At 66.5% G+C, this 14,222-nt stretch carries 14 protein-coding genes; 7 read left to right on the plus strand and 7 right to left on the minus strand.

Features of this window, described 5'->3' with window-relative positions; translation table 11 throughout:
- The 5 genes from LXM94_RS21475 to LXM94_RS21495 all read left to right on the plus strand — a co-directional run.
- A partial coding sequence (locus tag LXM94_RS21475) for an aromatic amino acid lyase (protein WP_235773524.1) occupies nucleotides 1-536 on the plus strand: 536 nt, incomplete at its 5' end.
- A 12-nt stretch (nucleotides 537-548) separates the two neighbouring features.
- Entirely contained in the window at nucleotides 549-1,928 is a 1,380-nt protein-coding gene (locus LXM94_RS21480; protein ID WP_235773525.1) for a dihydroorotase, read from the plus strand.
- Nucleotides 1,928-3,199 carry a Zn-dependent hydrolase gene (locus tag LXM94_RS21485; protein ID WP_235773526.1) on the plus strand — a complete coding sequence of 424 codons (1,272 nt, stop codon included), beginning with the start codon at nucleotides 1,928-1,930 and terminating at the stop codon, nucleotides 3,197-3,199. Before LXM94_RS21480 ends, LXM94_RS21485 begins: the two co-directional genes overlap by 1 nt.
- Nucleotides 3,199-4,287, plus strand: a complete 1,089-nt coding sequence (locus LXM94_RS21490; protein WP_235773527.1) for a DUF917 domain-containing protein — start codon at nucleotides 3,199-3,201, stop codon at nucleotides 4,285-4,287. Before LXM94_RS21485 ends, LXM94_RS21490 begins: the two co-directional genes overlap by 1 nt.
- Before the next feature lie 49 nt (nucleotides 4,288-4,336).
- On the plus strand, nucleotides 4,337-5,998 hold the full coding sequence (locus LXM94_RS21495; protein ID WP_235773528.1) for a urocanate hydratase: 1,662 nt from the start codon (nucleotides 4,337-4,339) through the stop codon (nucleotides 5,996-5,998).
- A 21-nt stretch (nucleotides 5,999-6,019) separates the two neighbouring features.
- Here LXM94_RS21495 and LXM94_RS21500 read toward each other — a convergent pair whose 3' ends face one another.
- From LXM94_RS21500 to LXM94_RS21510, 3 genes are all read right to left on the minus strand, one after another.
- Nucleotides 6,020-7,051 (minus strand): DUF2955 domain-containing protein, encoded by a 1,032-nt coding sequence (locus tag LXM94_RS21500; protein ID WP_235773529.1) that lies wholly within the window; start codon nucleotides 7,049-7,051, stop codon nucleotides 6,020-6,022.
- Complete coding sequence (locus tag LXM94_RS21505; protein WP_235773540.1) at nucleotides 7,041-8,117, minus strand: HlyD family secretion protein; 1,077 nt, start codon at nucleotides 8,115-8,117, stop codon at nucleotides 7,041-7,043. Before LXM94_RS21505 ends, LXM94_RS21500 begins: the two co-directional genes overlap by 11 nt.
- Nucleotides 8,118-8,212: 95 nt before the next feature.
- Nucleotides 8,213-8,731 carry a transporter suffix domain-containing protein gene (locus LXM94_RS21510; protein ID WP_235773530.1) on the minus strand — a complete coding sequence of 173 codons (519 nt, stop codon included), beginning with the start codon at nucleotides 8,729-8,731 and terminating at the stop codon, nucleotides 8,213-8,215.
- 354 nt (nucleotides 8,732-9,085) lie between these two features.
- Here LXM94_RS21510 and LXM94_RS21515 point away from each other — a divergent pair, with 354 nt between their 5' ends.
- A complete protein-coding gene (locus LXM94_RS21515) occupies nucleotides 9,086-10,117 on the plus strand; it encodes a glycoside hydrolase family 25 protein (protein WP_235773531.1) in 1,032 nt (343 codons plus the stop codon).
- A gap of 18 nt (nucleotides 10,118-10,135) precedes the next feature.
- Here LXM94_RS21515 and LXM94_RS21520 read toward each other — a convergent pair whose 3' ends face one another.
- A complete protein-coding gene (locus LXM94_RS21520) occupies nucleotides 10,136-10,735 on the minus strand; it encodes a YdeI/OmpD-associated family protein (protein WP_235773532.1) in 600 nt (199 codons plus the stop codon).
- Between the two features lie 167 nt (nucleotides 10,736-10,902).
- Here LXM94_RS21520 and LXM94_RS21525 point away from each other — a divergent pair, with 167 nt between their 5' ends.
- A complete protein-coding gene (locus tag LXM94_RS21525; RefSeq protein ID WP_235773533.1) occupies nucleotides 10,903-11,628 on the plus strand; it encodes a L,D-transpeptidase in 726 nt (241 codons plus the stop codon).
- A 3-nt stretch (nucleotides 11,629-11,631) separates the two neighbouring features.
- Here LXM94_RS21525 and LXM94_RS21530 read toward each other — a convergent pair whose 3' ends face one another.
- Genes LXM94_RS21530 through LXM94_RS21540 form a run of 3 tightly spaced genes read right to left on the minus strand, consistent with a single transcriptional unit; the run spans nucleotide 11,632 to nucleotide 14,083 of the window.
- Nucleotides 11,632-12,393, minus strand: a complete 762-nt coding sequence (locus LXM94_RS21530) for an SDR family NAD(P)-dependent oxidoreductase (protein ID WP_235773534.1) — start codon at nucleotides 12,391-12,393, stop codon at nucleotides 11,632-11,634.
- 5 nt (nucleotides 12,394-12,398) lie between these two features.
- On the minus strand, nucleotides 12,399-13,223 hold the full coding sequence (locus tag LXM94_RS21535) for an ABC transporter permease (RefSeq protein WP_235773535.1): 825 nt from the start codon (nucleotides 13,221-13,223) through the stop codon (nucleotides 12,399-12,401).
- Complete coding sequence (locus LXM94_RS21540) at nucleotides 13,223-14,083, minus strand: ABC transporter permease (RefSeq protein WP_235773536.1); 861 nt, start codon at nucleotides 14,081-14,083, stop codon at nucleotides 13,223-13,225. The genes LXM94_RS21535 and LXM94_RS21540 overlap by 1 nt, the downstream gene beginning before the upstream one ends.
- Between the last annotated feature and the right edge of the window lie 139 nt (nucleotides 14,084-14,222).

A 14,222-nucleotide genomic window follows, 5' to 3' on the forward strand; every position in this document is an offset into this window, starting at 1 on the left:
CGGCGCAGACCGGCTTTGCCCATCTCGCCCGCAACGTGCTGAACCGCTGCGTGCTGCTCTCCAACGGCGTTCGCCGCAACCTGCCGGTCAATCTGGTGGCGCCCGGCGAGGCGGCGACCGGCTTCGGGCCGCTGGTGAAGCTCGCCGTCGAACTCTACATGCGCATCCAGTCGCTCGCCGTGCCGATCTCGGCGCAGTCGATCGTCGTCGCCGGCGGCCTCGAGGAGGAGGCGACCTTCCTGCCGCTGATCGTCGAGCGCATGGAAAGCCAGGTGCGCGACCTTCGCCAGCTGGCGGCGCTGGAAGCCATGCTGTCGGCGCAGGCGATCGATCTCGCCGGCGACAATGCCGAGGGTGTCGTCGCCGTCGCCTATAACCGGACGCGGGCGATCTGCCCCTTCTACCGCAAGGACCGGCCGCTGTCGGCCGAGATCGAGGCCCTCGACCACGATCTTGCCTGCCCGGACGCGCTCGCCTCCTTCGTCACCGAAGCGCCGATGCAGGACTTCGACAGCTTCTTCGCGCTCGGGATCTGAGGAGAAACGACCATGGCCGATTTCGATCTCGTGCTGAAGGGAACCGTTGTGCTGCCGGACCGCCTTGTCGAGGGTGGCCATGTGGCGGTCCGGGACGGCAAGGTCATCCATGTCGGCCAGGGCGCCATGCCGGCGGCGAAGGAGCGGCACGACCTCTCCGGCGCGCTGATCCTGCCGGGCGCCATCGACGCGCAGGTGCATTCTCTGTCGCAGAAGAACCAGGAGGATTTCATCTGGTCGACGCGCTCGGCGGCGGCCGGCGGGGTCACCACCATCGTCGACATGCCCTATGACGAGGGCAATCTGGTCTGCTCGGCCGAGGCCGTAAAAATCAAGGTCGACCATGCCGCGCCGCAGGCGCGCGTCGATTTCGCGTTCTACGGCACGGTCGATCCGGAAGAGGGGCCGGCGCGCATCGGCGAGATGGCCGAAGCCGGCGTGGCCGCCTTCAAGTTCTCTACCTTCGGCACCGACCCGAAGCGGTTTCCGCGCATTCCCGCCGCCCTGCTGGAGGACTGCTTCCGCGCCATCGCCCCGACGGGGCTGACGGCTGGCGTGCACAACGAGGACGACGAGGCGGTGCGCGCGGCGATCGCCAGGGTGAAGGCCATGGGCATCACCGACTATCGCGCGCACGGCCTGTCGCGTCCGCCGCTGACGGAACTGCTCGCCTCCAACCAGATCTACGAGACCGGCGCCGAGACCGGTTGCCCGGCGCATGTGGTGCATTGCTCGCTCGGCCGCGGCTACGAGATCGCTAGCGCCTACCGCGCGCAGGGGCACCGCGCGACCATCGAGTGCTGCATCCATTACCTGACGCTCGACGAGGAGAACGACGTCGCGCGGCTCGGCGGCAAGGCGAAGATCAATCCGCCGATCCGTCCGCGCGCCGAGGTGGAAAAGCTCTGGCGTCATGTGGCGGCGGGCAATGTCACGCTGGTCTCGACGGATCATGTGAGCTGGTCGGAGGACCGCAAGACCGATCCGGACATGCTGGCGAACGCCTCCGGCGTGCCGGGGCTGGAGGTCATGGTGCCGCTCTTCGTCAAAGGCGCGCTGGAGCGCGGCATCCCGTTGACCCGCGCCGCCGAACTGATGGCGCTGAACCCGGCCCGGCATTTCCGGATCGATCATGTGAAGGGTGCGCTTGAGGCCGGCAAGGATGCCGACATCACCGTGCTGACGCCCGAGCCCTACACCTACAATGCCGCCGCGAGCGGCCACAACGTCGTCGGCTGGTCGCCCTATAACGGCATCCACCTGCCGTGGCGCGTTTCCGCGACCTGGCTGCGCGGCACGCTCGCCTTCGACGGCAGCAAGGTGCTGGCCGAACCCGGCGCCGGTGCCTTCGTGCGTCCGCTGCCGACGCTCGTTTCCTCCGGTGGCCGCTGATGGCGGCGACGAAAACCAATCTGCCGGTCGATCCCGCCCGCATCGCGGATGTGATCGACGGGCTTGCCCGGCTCACCGAACCCGGCCGGCCCTATACGCGGCGTGCCTTTACCGCTCTGTTCCCGGCGGGGCGGGATTTTCTTCTCGACAGGTTTCGGGCTGCGGGGCTCGAAACCCGCATCGACGCGGCGGGCAACCTCGTCGCCCGGCGGCCGGGCAAAAGGCCGGGCCTCGGCACGATCATGCTCGGCTCCCATTCCGACACGGTGCCGGATGGCGGGCGCTATGATGGCATCGCCGGCGTAGCGGTGGCGCTGGAAGTGGCCCGCGCGCTCGCCGATCAGGGCATAGACCTCGACCACGACCTGGAGGTCGTCGATTTCCTCGCCGAGGAAGTCTCGATCTTCGGCGTATCCTGCATCGGCAGCCGCGGCATGGCCGGCGTGCTGCCGGAGGACTGGTTTTCGCGCGAGAGCAACGGGCTGACGCTGGAGCAGGGTATTCGCGACGCTGGGGGCGACCCGGCGCGTATATCTGCCGAGGCGCGCAAGGATATCGCGGCTTTCCTCGAACTGCATATCGAGCAGGGGCCGGTGCTCGAAACGGAAAAGCTCGACATCGGCGTGGTGACGGCCATCGCCGGCATCACGCGCATCGAGATCGTCGTCGAGGGCCGGGCCGACCATGCCGGCACGACACCGATGGGCGCGCGCGCCGATGCGCTCGCGGCAGCCGCGCGGCTGGTGACGGGCATCGAGGCGCTGGCGAAATCGCTTTCTGGCGAACCGGGGCATTTCACGGCGACGGTCGGCGAATTTTCGATCGAACCGAATGCCGCCAATGTCGTGCCGTCGCGTGCCCGGTTGCTGATCGACGCGCGGGCGGAGGAACGGGCGGCGATGGATCTCTTCGCCGCATCCGTCGACCTTTTGACCGAGCAGATCGCGCGCGAGACCGGTACGATCATAGCGGCACCGCGCCGCATTTCCGACAACCCGCCGACGCCCGGCGATCCGCTGCTGCTCGACGTGCTGGATGCGGCCTGCGAGACGGCGGGTGCCAGCCATCGCCGCATGGCCTCCGGCGCCGGGCACGACACGGCCTGGATGGCGCGGGTCACGCGTTCGGCGATGATCTTCGTGCCCTGCCTCGGCGGGCGCAGCCACGCGCCGGACGAGTTCGCCGAGACGGACGATATCGCGCTGGGCGCGGCGGTGCTTTTTAACGCAGTGATTCAGCTGGATAAGATATTGAGTCAGGAGGGCGCCTGATGGGCCGGATTTTAATGGAAAAAGACGTCGAGGCAGCGGTCAGGGGCGGGTCCGTCTATGCCGCCGGCGGTGGCGGCTGGGCGGACCACGGGCGCATGCTCGGCTATGCGGCGGTTTCCATCGGCAGGCCGGAACTGGTCTCCATCGACGAGCTTTCCGACGACGACTGGGTGGCGACCGCTGCTGCCATCGGGGCGCCGGCCTCGACCACGCCCTGGGAAATGCGCGGCGTCGATTATGTGAAGGCGGTCGAGCTTCTGCAGGAGGCGCTCGGCGAGAAGGTCTCGGCGCTGATGGTCGGCCAGAACGGCAAGTCCTCGACGCTGAACGGCTGGCTGCCGTCCGCCATCCTCGGCACGAAGGTGCTGGATGCCGTCGGCGACATGCGGGCACATCCGACCGGCGACATGGGCTCGATCGGCATGGCCGGTTCGCCCGAGCCGATGATCCAGACGGCTGTCGGCGGCAACCGCGACGAGAACCGCTACATCGAGCTTGTCGTACGCGGCGCCACGGCAAAAGTCTCGCCGATCCTGCGCACCGCCTCCGACATGTCCGGCGGCTTCATCGCCTCCTGCCGCAACCCGCTGCGTGCCTCCTATGTGCGGAAGAATGCGGCGCTCGGTGGTATCTCGCTGGCGCTGACGCTTGGCGAGGCGATCATTGCCGCCGAAGCCAAGGGCGGGTCGGCGATCATCGACGCCATGGTCAGGACGACGGGCGGTTCGATCCTCTGCGAGGGTACGATCACCGACAAGTCGGTGGTCTATACCAAGGAGGCCTTCGACATCGGCACGGTAACGCTCGGCAAGGGCGATGACGCAACGGTGCTCCACGTCATGAACGAATACATGGCGGTTGACTCGGCGGAAGGCCGGCGTCTCGCCACCTTCCCCGACGTCATCACCACGCTTTCGCCGGAGGGCGAGCCGCTCAGCGTCGGCCAGCTCGAGGTCGGCATGACGATCTTCGTGCTGCATGTGCCGAAGTCGATCATCCCGCTGGCGTCGAGCGTGCTCGACCCGACCGTCTATCCATCGGTGGAGAAGGCGATGGGGATCGATCTCGTGAGCTACGCGCTGGCCTGATAGGGCAGAGGGGGGAGCCTCCCCGAACAACCGATCTCAGGAGACGAGCATGCCCAGACCGAACCCGCGCCATCCGAACTATCCGATCCCGAGTGGCCCGGTGCTGCGCGCCAAGGGCTGGCGGCAGGAGGCGCTTTTGCGGCTGCTCGAAAACGTGCTGTCGGTCGGCGAGGATCCAGACAATCTCATCGTCTATGCGGCGCTCGGCAAGGCCGCACGCAACTGGGCTTCGCACAGGGCGATCGTCAAGGCGCTGACGGAGATGGACGAGGACCAGACGCTGGTCATCCAGTCCGGCAAGCCGGTAGGGCTCCTCAAAACACATGCCAAGGCGCCGCTCGTCATCATGGCGAACTGCAACATCGTCGGGCAATGGGCAAAGGCCGAGGTGTTCTACGAACTCCAGCGCAAGGGACTGATCTGCTGGGGCGGGCTGACGGCGGGCGCCTGGCAGTATATCGGCAGCCAGGGCGTCATCCAGGGCACCTATGAAATCTTCATGCGCATCGCCGAAAAGCGCTTCGGCGGAAGCCTCGCCGGGCGTTTTATCCTGACGGCCGGCCTCGGCGGCATGGGCGGCGCGCAGCCGCTCGCCGGCCGCATGGCGGGGGCGGCCATCCTCTGTGTCGACATCGATCCCGCGCGTGCGGCGGCGCGCAAGGCGGTCGGCTATCTCGAACATGTGGCGCCGGACCTCGACACCGCGCTTTCGATGATCGAGGCGGCCGTGAAGGAGAAGCGCGCGACCTCGATCGGACTTGTCGGCAATGCCGCCGAAATCTATCCGGAAATCGCGCGGCGCGGCATCGTGCCGGACATCGTCACCGACCAGACGTCGGCGCATGACCTCGTCTACGGCTACGTGCCGAAGGGCATGAGCCTCGACCAGGTGAAGGGGCTGCGCGACGACGGGCAGGGGCAGCTGATGGCGGCCAGCCGCGCCTCGATCGTCGAGCATGTCTCGGCGATGCTCGACTTCCAGAAACGCGGCGCGGAAGTCTTCGACAACGGCAACCTCATCCGCACGCAGGCGCGGGAAGGCGGCGTCGCGAACGCCTTCGACATCCCGATCTTCACCGAAGCCTATCTGCGGCCGCTCTTCGCGCGCGCCATCGGCCCGTTCCGCTGGATGGCGCTTTCGGGCGAGGAAAGCGACATCGCGCGCATCGACGATCTGGTGCTCGACATGTTCCGCGACAACGGCATTGTCACCAACTGGATCCGGCTCGCCCGCGAAAACGTGCCTTTCGAGGGGCTGCCGGCGCGCATCGCCTGGCTTGGCCACGGCGAGCGCACGGCGCTGGCGCTGGCGGTCAACCGGCTTGTCGCGGTGGGCGAACTCAAGGGGCCGATCGCCTTTTCACGCGACCATCTCGACGCCGGCGCCATGACGCATCCGAACATCATGACGGAGCGCATGAAGGACGGCTCGGACGCCATCGCCGACTGGCCGCTGCTCGACGCCATGCTGCTCTCCTCCTCGATGGCCGACCTCGTCGTCATCCATTCCGGCGGTGGCGGTTATGCCGGCTACATGACGAGCTGCGGCGTGACGATCGTCGCGGACGGCACGGATGCGGGCGCGGAGCGTCTGGAGCAGGCGCTGACCAACGACACGTCGCTCGGCGTCATCCGCTATGCGGATGCGGGCTACGAGGAGTCGCTCGACGAGATCGGGAAGAAGGGCATCGGCTACGTGCAGGTGGGGTGACACCCGCATGGCGGGGCCGGCTCAGGCTGCCGCGCGCGGCGTCGCGGGACTGCGCCAGAGCAGCGCCGTCGTCAGCAGCGTGTAGGCGATGGCGCCCATGACATAAAGAATGCGGGTCGAAAAGGATTCTGCGGCGCTGCCGGGCAGCGGCGAGACGCCGAGCCCGAACAGCACGAGGAAGATCGTCAGGGCTCCCGCGAAGACCTTCGCGTCGGGCGATCGCGCCGCCGCCCGTCCGCCGGCCAGCAGGCTCACCACCAGGACGATCAGGAACATCGTGAGGAGGTTGGGGCGCAGCATGAGGATCGCGTAGGCGAGCGAGCCGACGACGCCGCCGGCGAGGTTGACGATCACCAGGCCGAAAGATGCCCGGCTGCTCGTCGCAAGATCGATCTGGCCGAGCAGCGAGGCGACCGTGATCGGAATGACGAGGGCGGCCGCGAGTTCGTCGCTCGTCAGGCAGATCGTCACCGCCGCCAGCAGGATGACGGTGTTGGCGAGCGCCCGCAGGTGGGATGCCGGCCGCCGCGGCGGCGGCTCGGCCTGCTGCGCGTCCGAAACGGGTTCCGGAACGAGCGCATGGGCTGCCCACATGAGGGCCGCGCCCGTCAGGACGCCGATCGTCAGGATCGACAGGATGGAGGCGGCGAGCGTCTCGTTGAGAATGCCGAGCAGCGGCACGATGATCGCCACGACGAGGATGAGAAAGGGCGCGGCGCCGCCTCTTCCCGCCGTCTGCGCCAGGAAGCAGGGGAAATAGACCAACGCCAGCAGCAGGAGGAATGTCGGCGGGTGATCCCCGAAGGATGCCGTAACAGCCATCATGCCGATGCCGGCGAGCAGGATGAGCAGCACCATGCCCAGCATCCGCGCGAGCGGCATCGGCCGGGATTCCGCCAGCAGGAACTGTGCGGCGAAAAGCGGCCCGAGAAAGGGCACGATGGCGCCTGCGGCAACGGACGCGGTGAAGCCGACCGAGACCGCGAGCGCCACGCGCAGCCCCTTGCGCCGCTGTTCGGCAAGGCGGTCGCCGCTCGCCGGGCTAGCCGACATAGGTCAGGACCGACAGGATGCGGATCCACAGCGTGCCCCAGGCGTTCGTCACCGGATTGTCGCCGGTATAGATGACGACGGTTGCCTGCGAGCCGTAGCGCACACCCTTCGGACGGGGCTCGTCGAGGATCAGCCGGACGGGAAAGCGCTGCGCCTCCCGCACCCAGCCGCTGTCGCTGCGGATCGTCGGCAGTCCCGTCGCAGGGTCTGTCCCGCCCTGCGAGACGCCCAGGCCGACACTTTCCACCTTTGCCTTGAACAGGCGGCCCGGCAGGGCGTCGAAGAGGATTTCGGCATCGTTGCCGACGGCGACCCTTTCCAGGCTGTTTTCCTTGAAGGCCGCGGCGATCCACACCGTTCCCACATCGATGAAGGTCATGGCCGACTGGCCGGCCGAGACGACCTTGCCGATCGAGAGCTGCAGATTGGTGACGACGCCCGCGGACGGCGCGCGCACCGTGGTGCGCAACAGATCGAGCTGGGCGTGTTCGAGCGCGGCGAGTGCTTCCTTGATCTGCGGATTGTCGTTGCCGGCAGGCCCCAGTTCCTCCTGGGCGCGGGCGAGGTCCGCCTCGGCCGCCTGCACCACGGCTTCCGCCTGGTCGAGCGCCGATTTCGCCTCGTCATATTGCGAGCGTGCATAGACGCCGCGCTTGACGAGTTCGCTTGCGCGTCCCGCCACCTCGCTGAGGTTGTCGCGGCTGGCCTTCGCCTCGACGACCCGCGCCTGCACGGCATCGACATTGGCGGTGGAGGCGCCGATCGACTGCCCGATCCGCGCGAGCCCGGCTTCGGCCTGGGCCACTGCGATCTCGTAGCGGGTCGGGTCGATGCGGAACAGCACCTGGTCGGGCTCGACGAGGGAATTGTCGGTGACGTTGACCTCGACGACGCGGCCCGTCACCTCGGGGGCGATGCCCACGACATAGGCCTGGATCTGCGCCTGCGACGTCGAGGGCGTCCGCCGTTCCATGAAAACGGAAAGGACGAAGAGAAGCAGGGCAAGAAGCGCGATGACGATCGCGGTTCTGCGCAACGGATTTCGTGTCGGAGCGGGCTCGCTCATCGTGTCGTCGGAAGCCACGGTTACGTCCTCTGAAAAAAATGTGCGGAGTGCCTCCACGCGGGCTGCCCCGCGCGGACCTTCGCGGATGGAGTGGCCTATGCGGCGGAGGGATAGACGATGCGTGCCCCCCGGATGAACAGGGCGCGGATCTTCTCCCAGAAATTGCCGCCGAGGACGAAGAAGCTTGCGAGGAACATCACGTCACCCAGCAGCTGGAGTTGCCAGAGGTTCGGGCGCAGGCCCGGCCAGAGCGCATCGACATAGGGTTCGAGCCAGCTTGAAAGCAGCGGCAGGACGAACATGACGAGGCCCAGATTGTAGCGCGTGCGGCTGATGCTTTCCTCCGGTGCGAGGCGGAAATAGCTGAAGATCCGGCTTTTGAGCTGCTGGAAGCCGGATTTGCCCATGACGGCGATGACGAGCAGCAGGATCACCTTGTTGAGGATGAAGATGCCGCCGGTCATCGCGGCGATCCTGGTGCTTGAAATGCCCGCCGAGGCCGCAAGCGGCACGCACAGCCACATGGCGACGGCGAGGCAGAGCAGGGCAACGCCCGCCTTGAACCGCCAGGTTGCCGCCTGCGGTTCGATTTTTTCTTCCGGCTGTACAGACATTTCCTGCTCCCCCTCGAACATGCGAACACGACGCGATTGTCCGGTTTGACCATGCTTCCGGAAAATATCTCCAAGAAACAACGGGATCATACACTGCGGTTGTGTCGTTTGACATATCGGGCGATCCGAATATCCGGCAAATTCTTCTTCTTCCGCTCCGCTTCTTCCTGCCGTCCGAAGAATTGTCAGGCCGTCATTTTTGTTGCAGCGCCTGCCGCCGGCGGTCCGCGTACCGCCGCCCCGACCGCGCGCGTAAACTTCGCATTTAACATTTCCCGGTAATCTCCCGTTAGCAATTTCCGTCCCCGCCTGTTGCGGGACGGCACTTCGGTCTTGTTCTGCGTGCGGGTGCCCATGCGTTTTCCGGTTGTTCCAGCGATCTTTCTTGCCTGCACCTATCTCGCGGGCTGCGCCTCCAGTTCCGGGCCGGATACCTCGGCTCTCGCCATCACGCCGTCCAAGGAAACGACGAGCTCGGTAACGGTTTCCGCGCCGGTTCCGGCCATGGCGGTCGGGGAGACGGTCGAGAAGGAGACCGCCAAGCAGGAGGAACTCGCCTGGGCGGCGGCGATGCCCGAGACCCATGCCTTCGACGGCATACCCGGCGAAGCCGGTGTGATCGTCCCGCTGGAAAAGCCCGCGAAGGGCGCGATCGCGATCACCCGCGATGCCGGGGCGCGCGGCCAGCGCATGCAGATCTACGGCCAGAAGTTCCGCGACGCGCATCCGATCAACTTCGGCAAGCGCACGCCGCGGCATTATGCGGTGCACGGCGTCGACGTGTCGCGCTGGCAGGGCGAGATCAACTGGCCGAAGCTGCGTTCGCAGGGCGCGAACTTCGCCTATATCAAGGCGACCGATGGCGGCGACCATCTCGATCCGATGTTCCGGACGAACTGGAAGCGGGCGAAGGAGGCCGGGCTGAAGCGCGGCGCCTATCACTTCTTCTACTGGTGCCGCGTCGCGAGTTCGCAGGCCGAATGGTTCATCCGCAACGTGCCGAAGGATCCGGATGCGCTGCCGCCGGTGATCGATGTCGAATACAATGGCCAGTCGAGCTGCAAGAAGCGGTTGTCGCGCGCGCAGTATCTCGAAAAGATCAAGGTCTTTGCCGACATGCTCGAACGCCACTACGGCAAGCGCCCGGTCATCTACACGGCACCGGATTTCTATGCGGACAATCTTGCCGGCGAGCTGAAGGGCTACCCCTTCTGGCTGCGTTCCGTCGCGGCGCATCCGGCGAAGCGCTACCCGAACCGCAAGTGGGTCTTCTGGCAATATTCCGGCTCGGGCCTGTCGCACGGCGTCGACGGCCAGATCGACCTCAATGTCTTCAACGGCAGCGTGGACGACTGGCACAACTGGCTCTACGGTCAGTCGAGCTGAGGATGGGCCGGAGGCCCGCTACGCCGGCTTTTGCGGGTAGATCGTCTCGCCGCGTTTCAGCATCGCGACGAAGGTTTCGATTTTCCGCTTCCGGCCGGCCTCGGTTTTCATGTGATGCACGCGAAAGGCGAGGGCGAAGCGGTTCCGTTCGCTGAGTTTCCCCAGCATTTCCTTCGCCAGAGGCTCGGCGTCGATGGCTTTCTGCAGGTCGGGCGGGATCGCCATCTCCCTGCCGCTGCCATAGGCCTTGTCCCACCGGCCATCCGCCTTGGCCGCCTCGACCGGCTTCAGGCCATGCTCGGTCATGCGGCCGTCGGCGATCAGGCGGCCGACCGTCTCGACATTCTTCCTGCTCCAAACGCTTCTGCTGCCGCGCGGGCTGTAGCGCTGGAAAAAGCTCCTGTCGTCCAGCCCTTTGCGGATGCCGTCGATCCAGCCCCAGCACAGGGCGACCTCGATCGCCTGTTCCGGGCTGATGGACCTGAGCCCGGAGCCGCGCTTGTGGATATTGATCCACAGTTCCGGCGCGCTGTCGTGGTTGTTGCCGAGCCAGCGGCGGAAATCGTCAGCGTCAGCAAATTCCCGGACATGATCGGGATTGATCGAGACAGATGCCATTCCACATCCCCCGGTTCTTGAAGCGGTTGCTCTTCCGGCATAGTTTCAAAAGACGGCAGCCTCGGCGACGATGCCGAAGAAGTGATCCGCAGGCTTCTTGCCAGTGCCGCCCGGCATTGGCTAGCCATCGGGTCGCCTTTGTCTTGCCACTGGAGAGAGTTTCGCGAATGCCCATGGTCTGCTCGTTGTCGCGAAGAGCCTTTCTTTTCGGTGCCGCCGCGACGCTGTCCGGATGCGCCAGCACGGCGCCGTCCTGGCGGCGAACGCCTGTTCCGCAGCGCGTCAGCTATCCCATCACGCCGGCGACGCCGGAGGAACTGGCGACGCGTTACGGGACCGTCGAGGACGGCGGGCATATCATCCCGGCGATTCCCTACCAGCAGATGGACCCCAAGTTCCTCCGCCAGCGCGTCAATGACCCGACGGGTGAGGCGCCGGGAACCGTGGTCGTCGATACGCCCGGTCGCTTCCTCTACGTGGTCGAGCCCGGCGGCACGGCGATGCGCTACGGCGTCGGTATCGGCCGTGACGGATTTGCCTGGGAAGGGCAGGGCATCATCCATTGGCGGCAGGCCTGGCCGCGCTGGAAGCCGCCGGCCGAAATGATCGCGCGCCAGCCCGAACTCGCGAAATACTCGGTCGAGAACGGCGGCATGGAGCCGGGGGTCCAGAACCCGCTCGGGGCGCGCGCGCTCTACATCTTCCAGGACGGTGAGGATACGCTGTACCGGCTGCACGGCACGCCCGAATGGGCCTCGATCGGCAAGGCGGTATCCTCCGGCTGCGTGCGGCTGATCAACCAGGACGTCATCGACCTCTACAGCCGTGTGCCGCACCATGCGCCGATCGTCGTCCACCAGGGCACGATGGCGCTGGCCTGGGCACGGGTCTGATTTCTAGACGACCGTTTCGCCGCCGTCGACGACGAGGATCTGACCGGTCATGTAGCTCGACCGATCGGAGACGAGGAAGAGGATCGGCTCGGCGATCTCCTCGACGGCGGCCCAGCGCCCCATCGGCACCTTTTCACGGATATAGGCCTCGATCGCGCCGCGCCCGCCCATCTGGGCGATGAAGGGCGCGTTGAAGGGGGTGTCGACCCAGCCGGGGCAGAGCGCGTTGACGCGGATGCCGTGCGGCGCGTAGTCGCCTGCCATCTGTTTCGTCATGGCGATCACGGCATGTTTGGTCGTCGTATAGGCGATCATCTCCCGGTCGTAGATGACGCCGGAGGAAGACGCGGTGTTGAGAATCACGCCCTTGCCCCGCGCCTTCATGGAAGGCACAACGAAGCGCGCGGCCATCAGGTGGGCGCGCACATTGAGCTTCCAGGAAAGATCGATACCGTCGAGCGGCACCTCCTCCAGGCTGCCGGCAACCTGTGCGCCGGCGTGGTTGTGCAGGATGTCGATCCGGCCGTGGCGGTCGAGCACGTCGGCGACCGCCGCTTCGAGCGCCGCGTCGTCCGTGACGTCGACGACGATCGCCTCCGCCCCGCCGCCTGTCCGCCGGATCGCGGACACGGTCTCGGCGGCGGCTGCCGTGTCGCGGTCGGCGACGCAGACGAAGGCGCCTTCGCGCGCCATGAAGGCGGCACCGGCGCGGCCGATGCCGGAGCCCGCCCCGGTGACGAAGGCGATGCGGTCCTCGAGAATCATAGGTTTCACTCCCCGGCAGTCTTTTTTGTCGTTCCGTCGCGCATCAGCAGGCGGGCAATGAGGATCAGGAGAAGAGACGCGACGAGCACCATCGTGGCGATCGCGTTCACCTCCGGTGTCACGCCGCGGCGGATCGAGGCGAAGACGTAGATCGGCAGCGTCGTCTTCGATCCGGCGACGAAGAAGGCGACGATGAAATCGTCGAAGGAGAAGGTGAAGGCGAGCAGGAAGCCGGCCAGCACCGAGGGAAGGATCTGCGGCAGCACGATCTGGCGGAAGGTGGTCAGCGGCGTCGCATAGAGGTCGGCGGAGGCCTCGACGATGTCGCGCCCGAGCGTCGCGATGCGCGCCTTCACGATCATGGTGACGAGCGCCATGGTGAAGAGGCCGTGCGCGGCGATGATCGAGCCGTAGCCGAGGCCGAGCTGCGGCGGCGCCGCGCCGGGCCAGATGCCGGCGATCACCGGGTTGACGGCACCGAATACCGCGACGAGGGCCACCAGTGTCGCAATGCCGATGACGACCCCCGGCACGACGATGGCGGCTGCGAGGAGCCCGTCGAAAACCACCCGCGTCCGGGCGCCGAGCCGCTCGAGGCCGAGGGCCGCCATGGTCCCGAACACGGCGGCGAGTGCGGCGCTGACGAAGGCGATGATCAGGCTGTTCTGGAGGGCGGCGACGAGGAAGGGATTGGCGAGCGCCTTGCCGTACCACTGCGTGGAGAAGCCGGTGAACTCGCTCGCATTGCGGCCGGCGTTGAACGAGAACAGCACGACGAGCGCGATCGGCGCATAGAGGAAGAGATAGACGGAGGTGATCAGCGCGCGCATCAGACGAGATCCACCTGCCTGGTGCCGGAGACGCGCCAGGCGATGCGCATCGCGACCATCAGCACCACGACGACGATGGCGACGAGCGTGACGGCGATCGCCGAGCCGAAGGGCCAGTTGCGCGACTGCAGGAAGAGATCGACCAGCGCATTGCCGATGAAGAAGACCTTGCCGCCGCCGAGAAGCTGCGGGATCAGATATTCGCCGAGCAGCAGGATCGTGACCAGGGCGATGCCCGTCATCACACCGGGCAGGGAGAGCGGCACGGTAACCGAGAAGAAGGTCGCGACCGGCTTCGCGCCGAGATCGGCCGAGGCCTCAAGCAGCCGGCGGTCGAGCTTCTCGAGGCTGACATAGATCGGCATGATCATCAGCGGCAGGTAGCCGTAGACGATGCCGAGCAGCACGGCGCCCGGCGTGTTGAGGATGCGCACGTCCTCGATGCCGATCATTTCCAGAAGGTTCGGGATGCCGCGCGAGCCGAGGATGTACATCCAGGCATAGGTGCGCACCAGCAGGCTTGTCCAGAAGGGCACGACGACGAGCGAGACGAGCAGCAGCCGGTATTTCGGATCCGCCTTGACGGCGAGGTAATAGGCCGCCGGATAGGCGACGAGGAGGCAGAGGAAGGCGCCGACAGGCGCAAGCAGCAGCGTGTTCCAGTAGGCGGCGGACCGGGCCGACAGGTTGGCGCAATGCGCCAGCGTGAAGGCCGCCTGATAGCCGCCTGCCGGTCCCCGCTCGCCGACCGAGAAGACCAGCATGGCGACGAAGGGCAGGACGAGGAAGACGAACAGCCACACGGTCGCCGGCGCCAGGAGCGCCGCCGTCACCAGCTTTCTTTTCATCGTCAGGGGCATCGTCTATTTCCAGTGAGCGATAGGAGGGTGACTGTGACACCCCCTCTGCCTGCCGGCATCTCCCCCGCAAGGGGGGAGAAAGCGAGTAGCTCGCTCATTGCCAAAATTCGTGCGCCGAGCGAGCCGCGGGTCGAGCCCC

Source organism: Rhizobium alarense, from assembly GCF_021555155.1.
Classification (GTDB): Bacteria; Pseudomonadota; Alphaproteobacteria; order Rhizobiales; family Rhizobiaceae; genus Rhizobium_D; species Rhizobium_D alarense.

What these genes read in the sequence shown, in the direction of transcription:
- LXM94_RS21500 (WP_235773529.1), bottom strand. Translation starts at nt 7,051, where the DNA reads ATGTCGGCTAGCCCGGCGAGCGGCGACCGCCTTGCCGAACAGCGGCGC.
- LXM94_RS21505 (WP_235773540.1), bottom strand. Translation starts at nt 8,117, where the DNA reads ATGAGCGAGCCCGCTCCGACACGAAATCCGTTGCGCAGAACCGCGATC.
- LXM94_RS21515 (WP_235773531.1), top strand. Translation starts at nt 9,086, where the DNA reads ATGCGTTTTCCGGTTGTTCCAGCGATCTTTCTTGCCTGCACCTATCTC.
- LXM94_RS21525 (WP_235773533.1), top strand. Translation starts at nt 10,903, where the DNA reads ATGCCCATGGTCTGCTCGTTGTCGCGAAGAGCCTTTCTTTTCGGTGCC.
- LXM94_RS21530 (WP_235773534.1), bottom strand. Translation starts at nt 12,393, where the DNA reads ATGATTCTCGAGGACCGCATCGCCTTCGTCACCGGGGCGGGCTCCGGC.
- LXM94_RS21485 (WP_235773526.1), top strand. Translation starts at nt 1,928, where the DNA reads ATGGCGGCGACGAAAACCAATCTGCCGGTCGATCCCGCCCGCATCGCG.
- LXM94_RS21535 (WP_235773535.1), bottom strand. Translation starts at nt 13,223, where the DNA reads ATGCGCGCGCTGATCACCTCCGTCTATCTCTTCCTCTATGCGCCGATC.
- LXM94_RS21490 (WP_235773527.1), top strand. Translation starts at nt 3,199, where the DNA reads ATGGGCCGGATTTTAATGGAAAAAGACGTCGAGGCAGCGGTCAGGGGC.
- LXM94_RS21480 (WP_235773525.1), top strand. Translation starts at nt 549, where the DNA reads ATGGCCGATTTCGATCTCGTGCTGAAGGGAACCGTTGTGCTGCCGGAC.
- LXM94_RS21510 (WP_235773530.1), bottom strand. Translation starts at nt 8,731, where the DNA reads ATGTCTGTACAGCCGGAAGAAAAAATCGAACCGCAGGCGGCAACCTGG.
- LXM94_RS21495 (WP_235773528.1), top strand. Translation starts at nt 4,337, where the DNA reads ATGCCCAGACCGAACCCGCGCCATCCGAACTATCCGATCCCGAGTGGC.
- LXM94_RS21540 (WP_235773536.1), bottom strand. Translation starts at nt 14,083, where the DNA reads ATGCCCCTGACGATGAAAAGAAAGCTGGTGACGGCGGCGCTCCTGGCG.
- LXM94_RS21520 (WP_235773532.1), bottom strand. Translation starts at nt 10,735, where the DNA reads ATGGCATCTGTCTCGATCAATCCCGATCATGTCCGGGAATTTGCTGAC.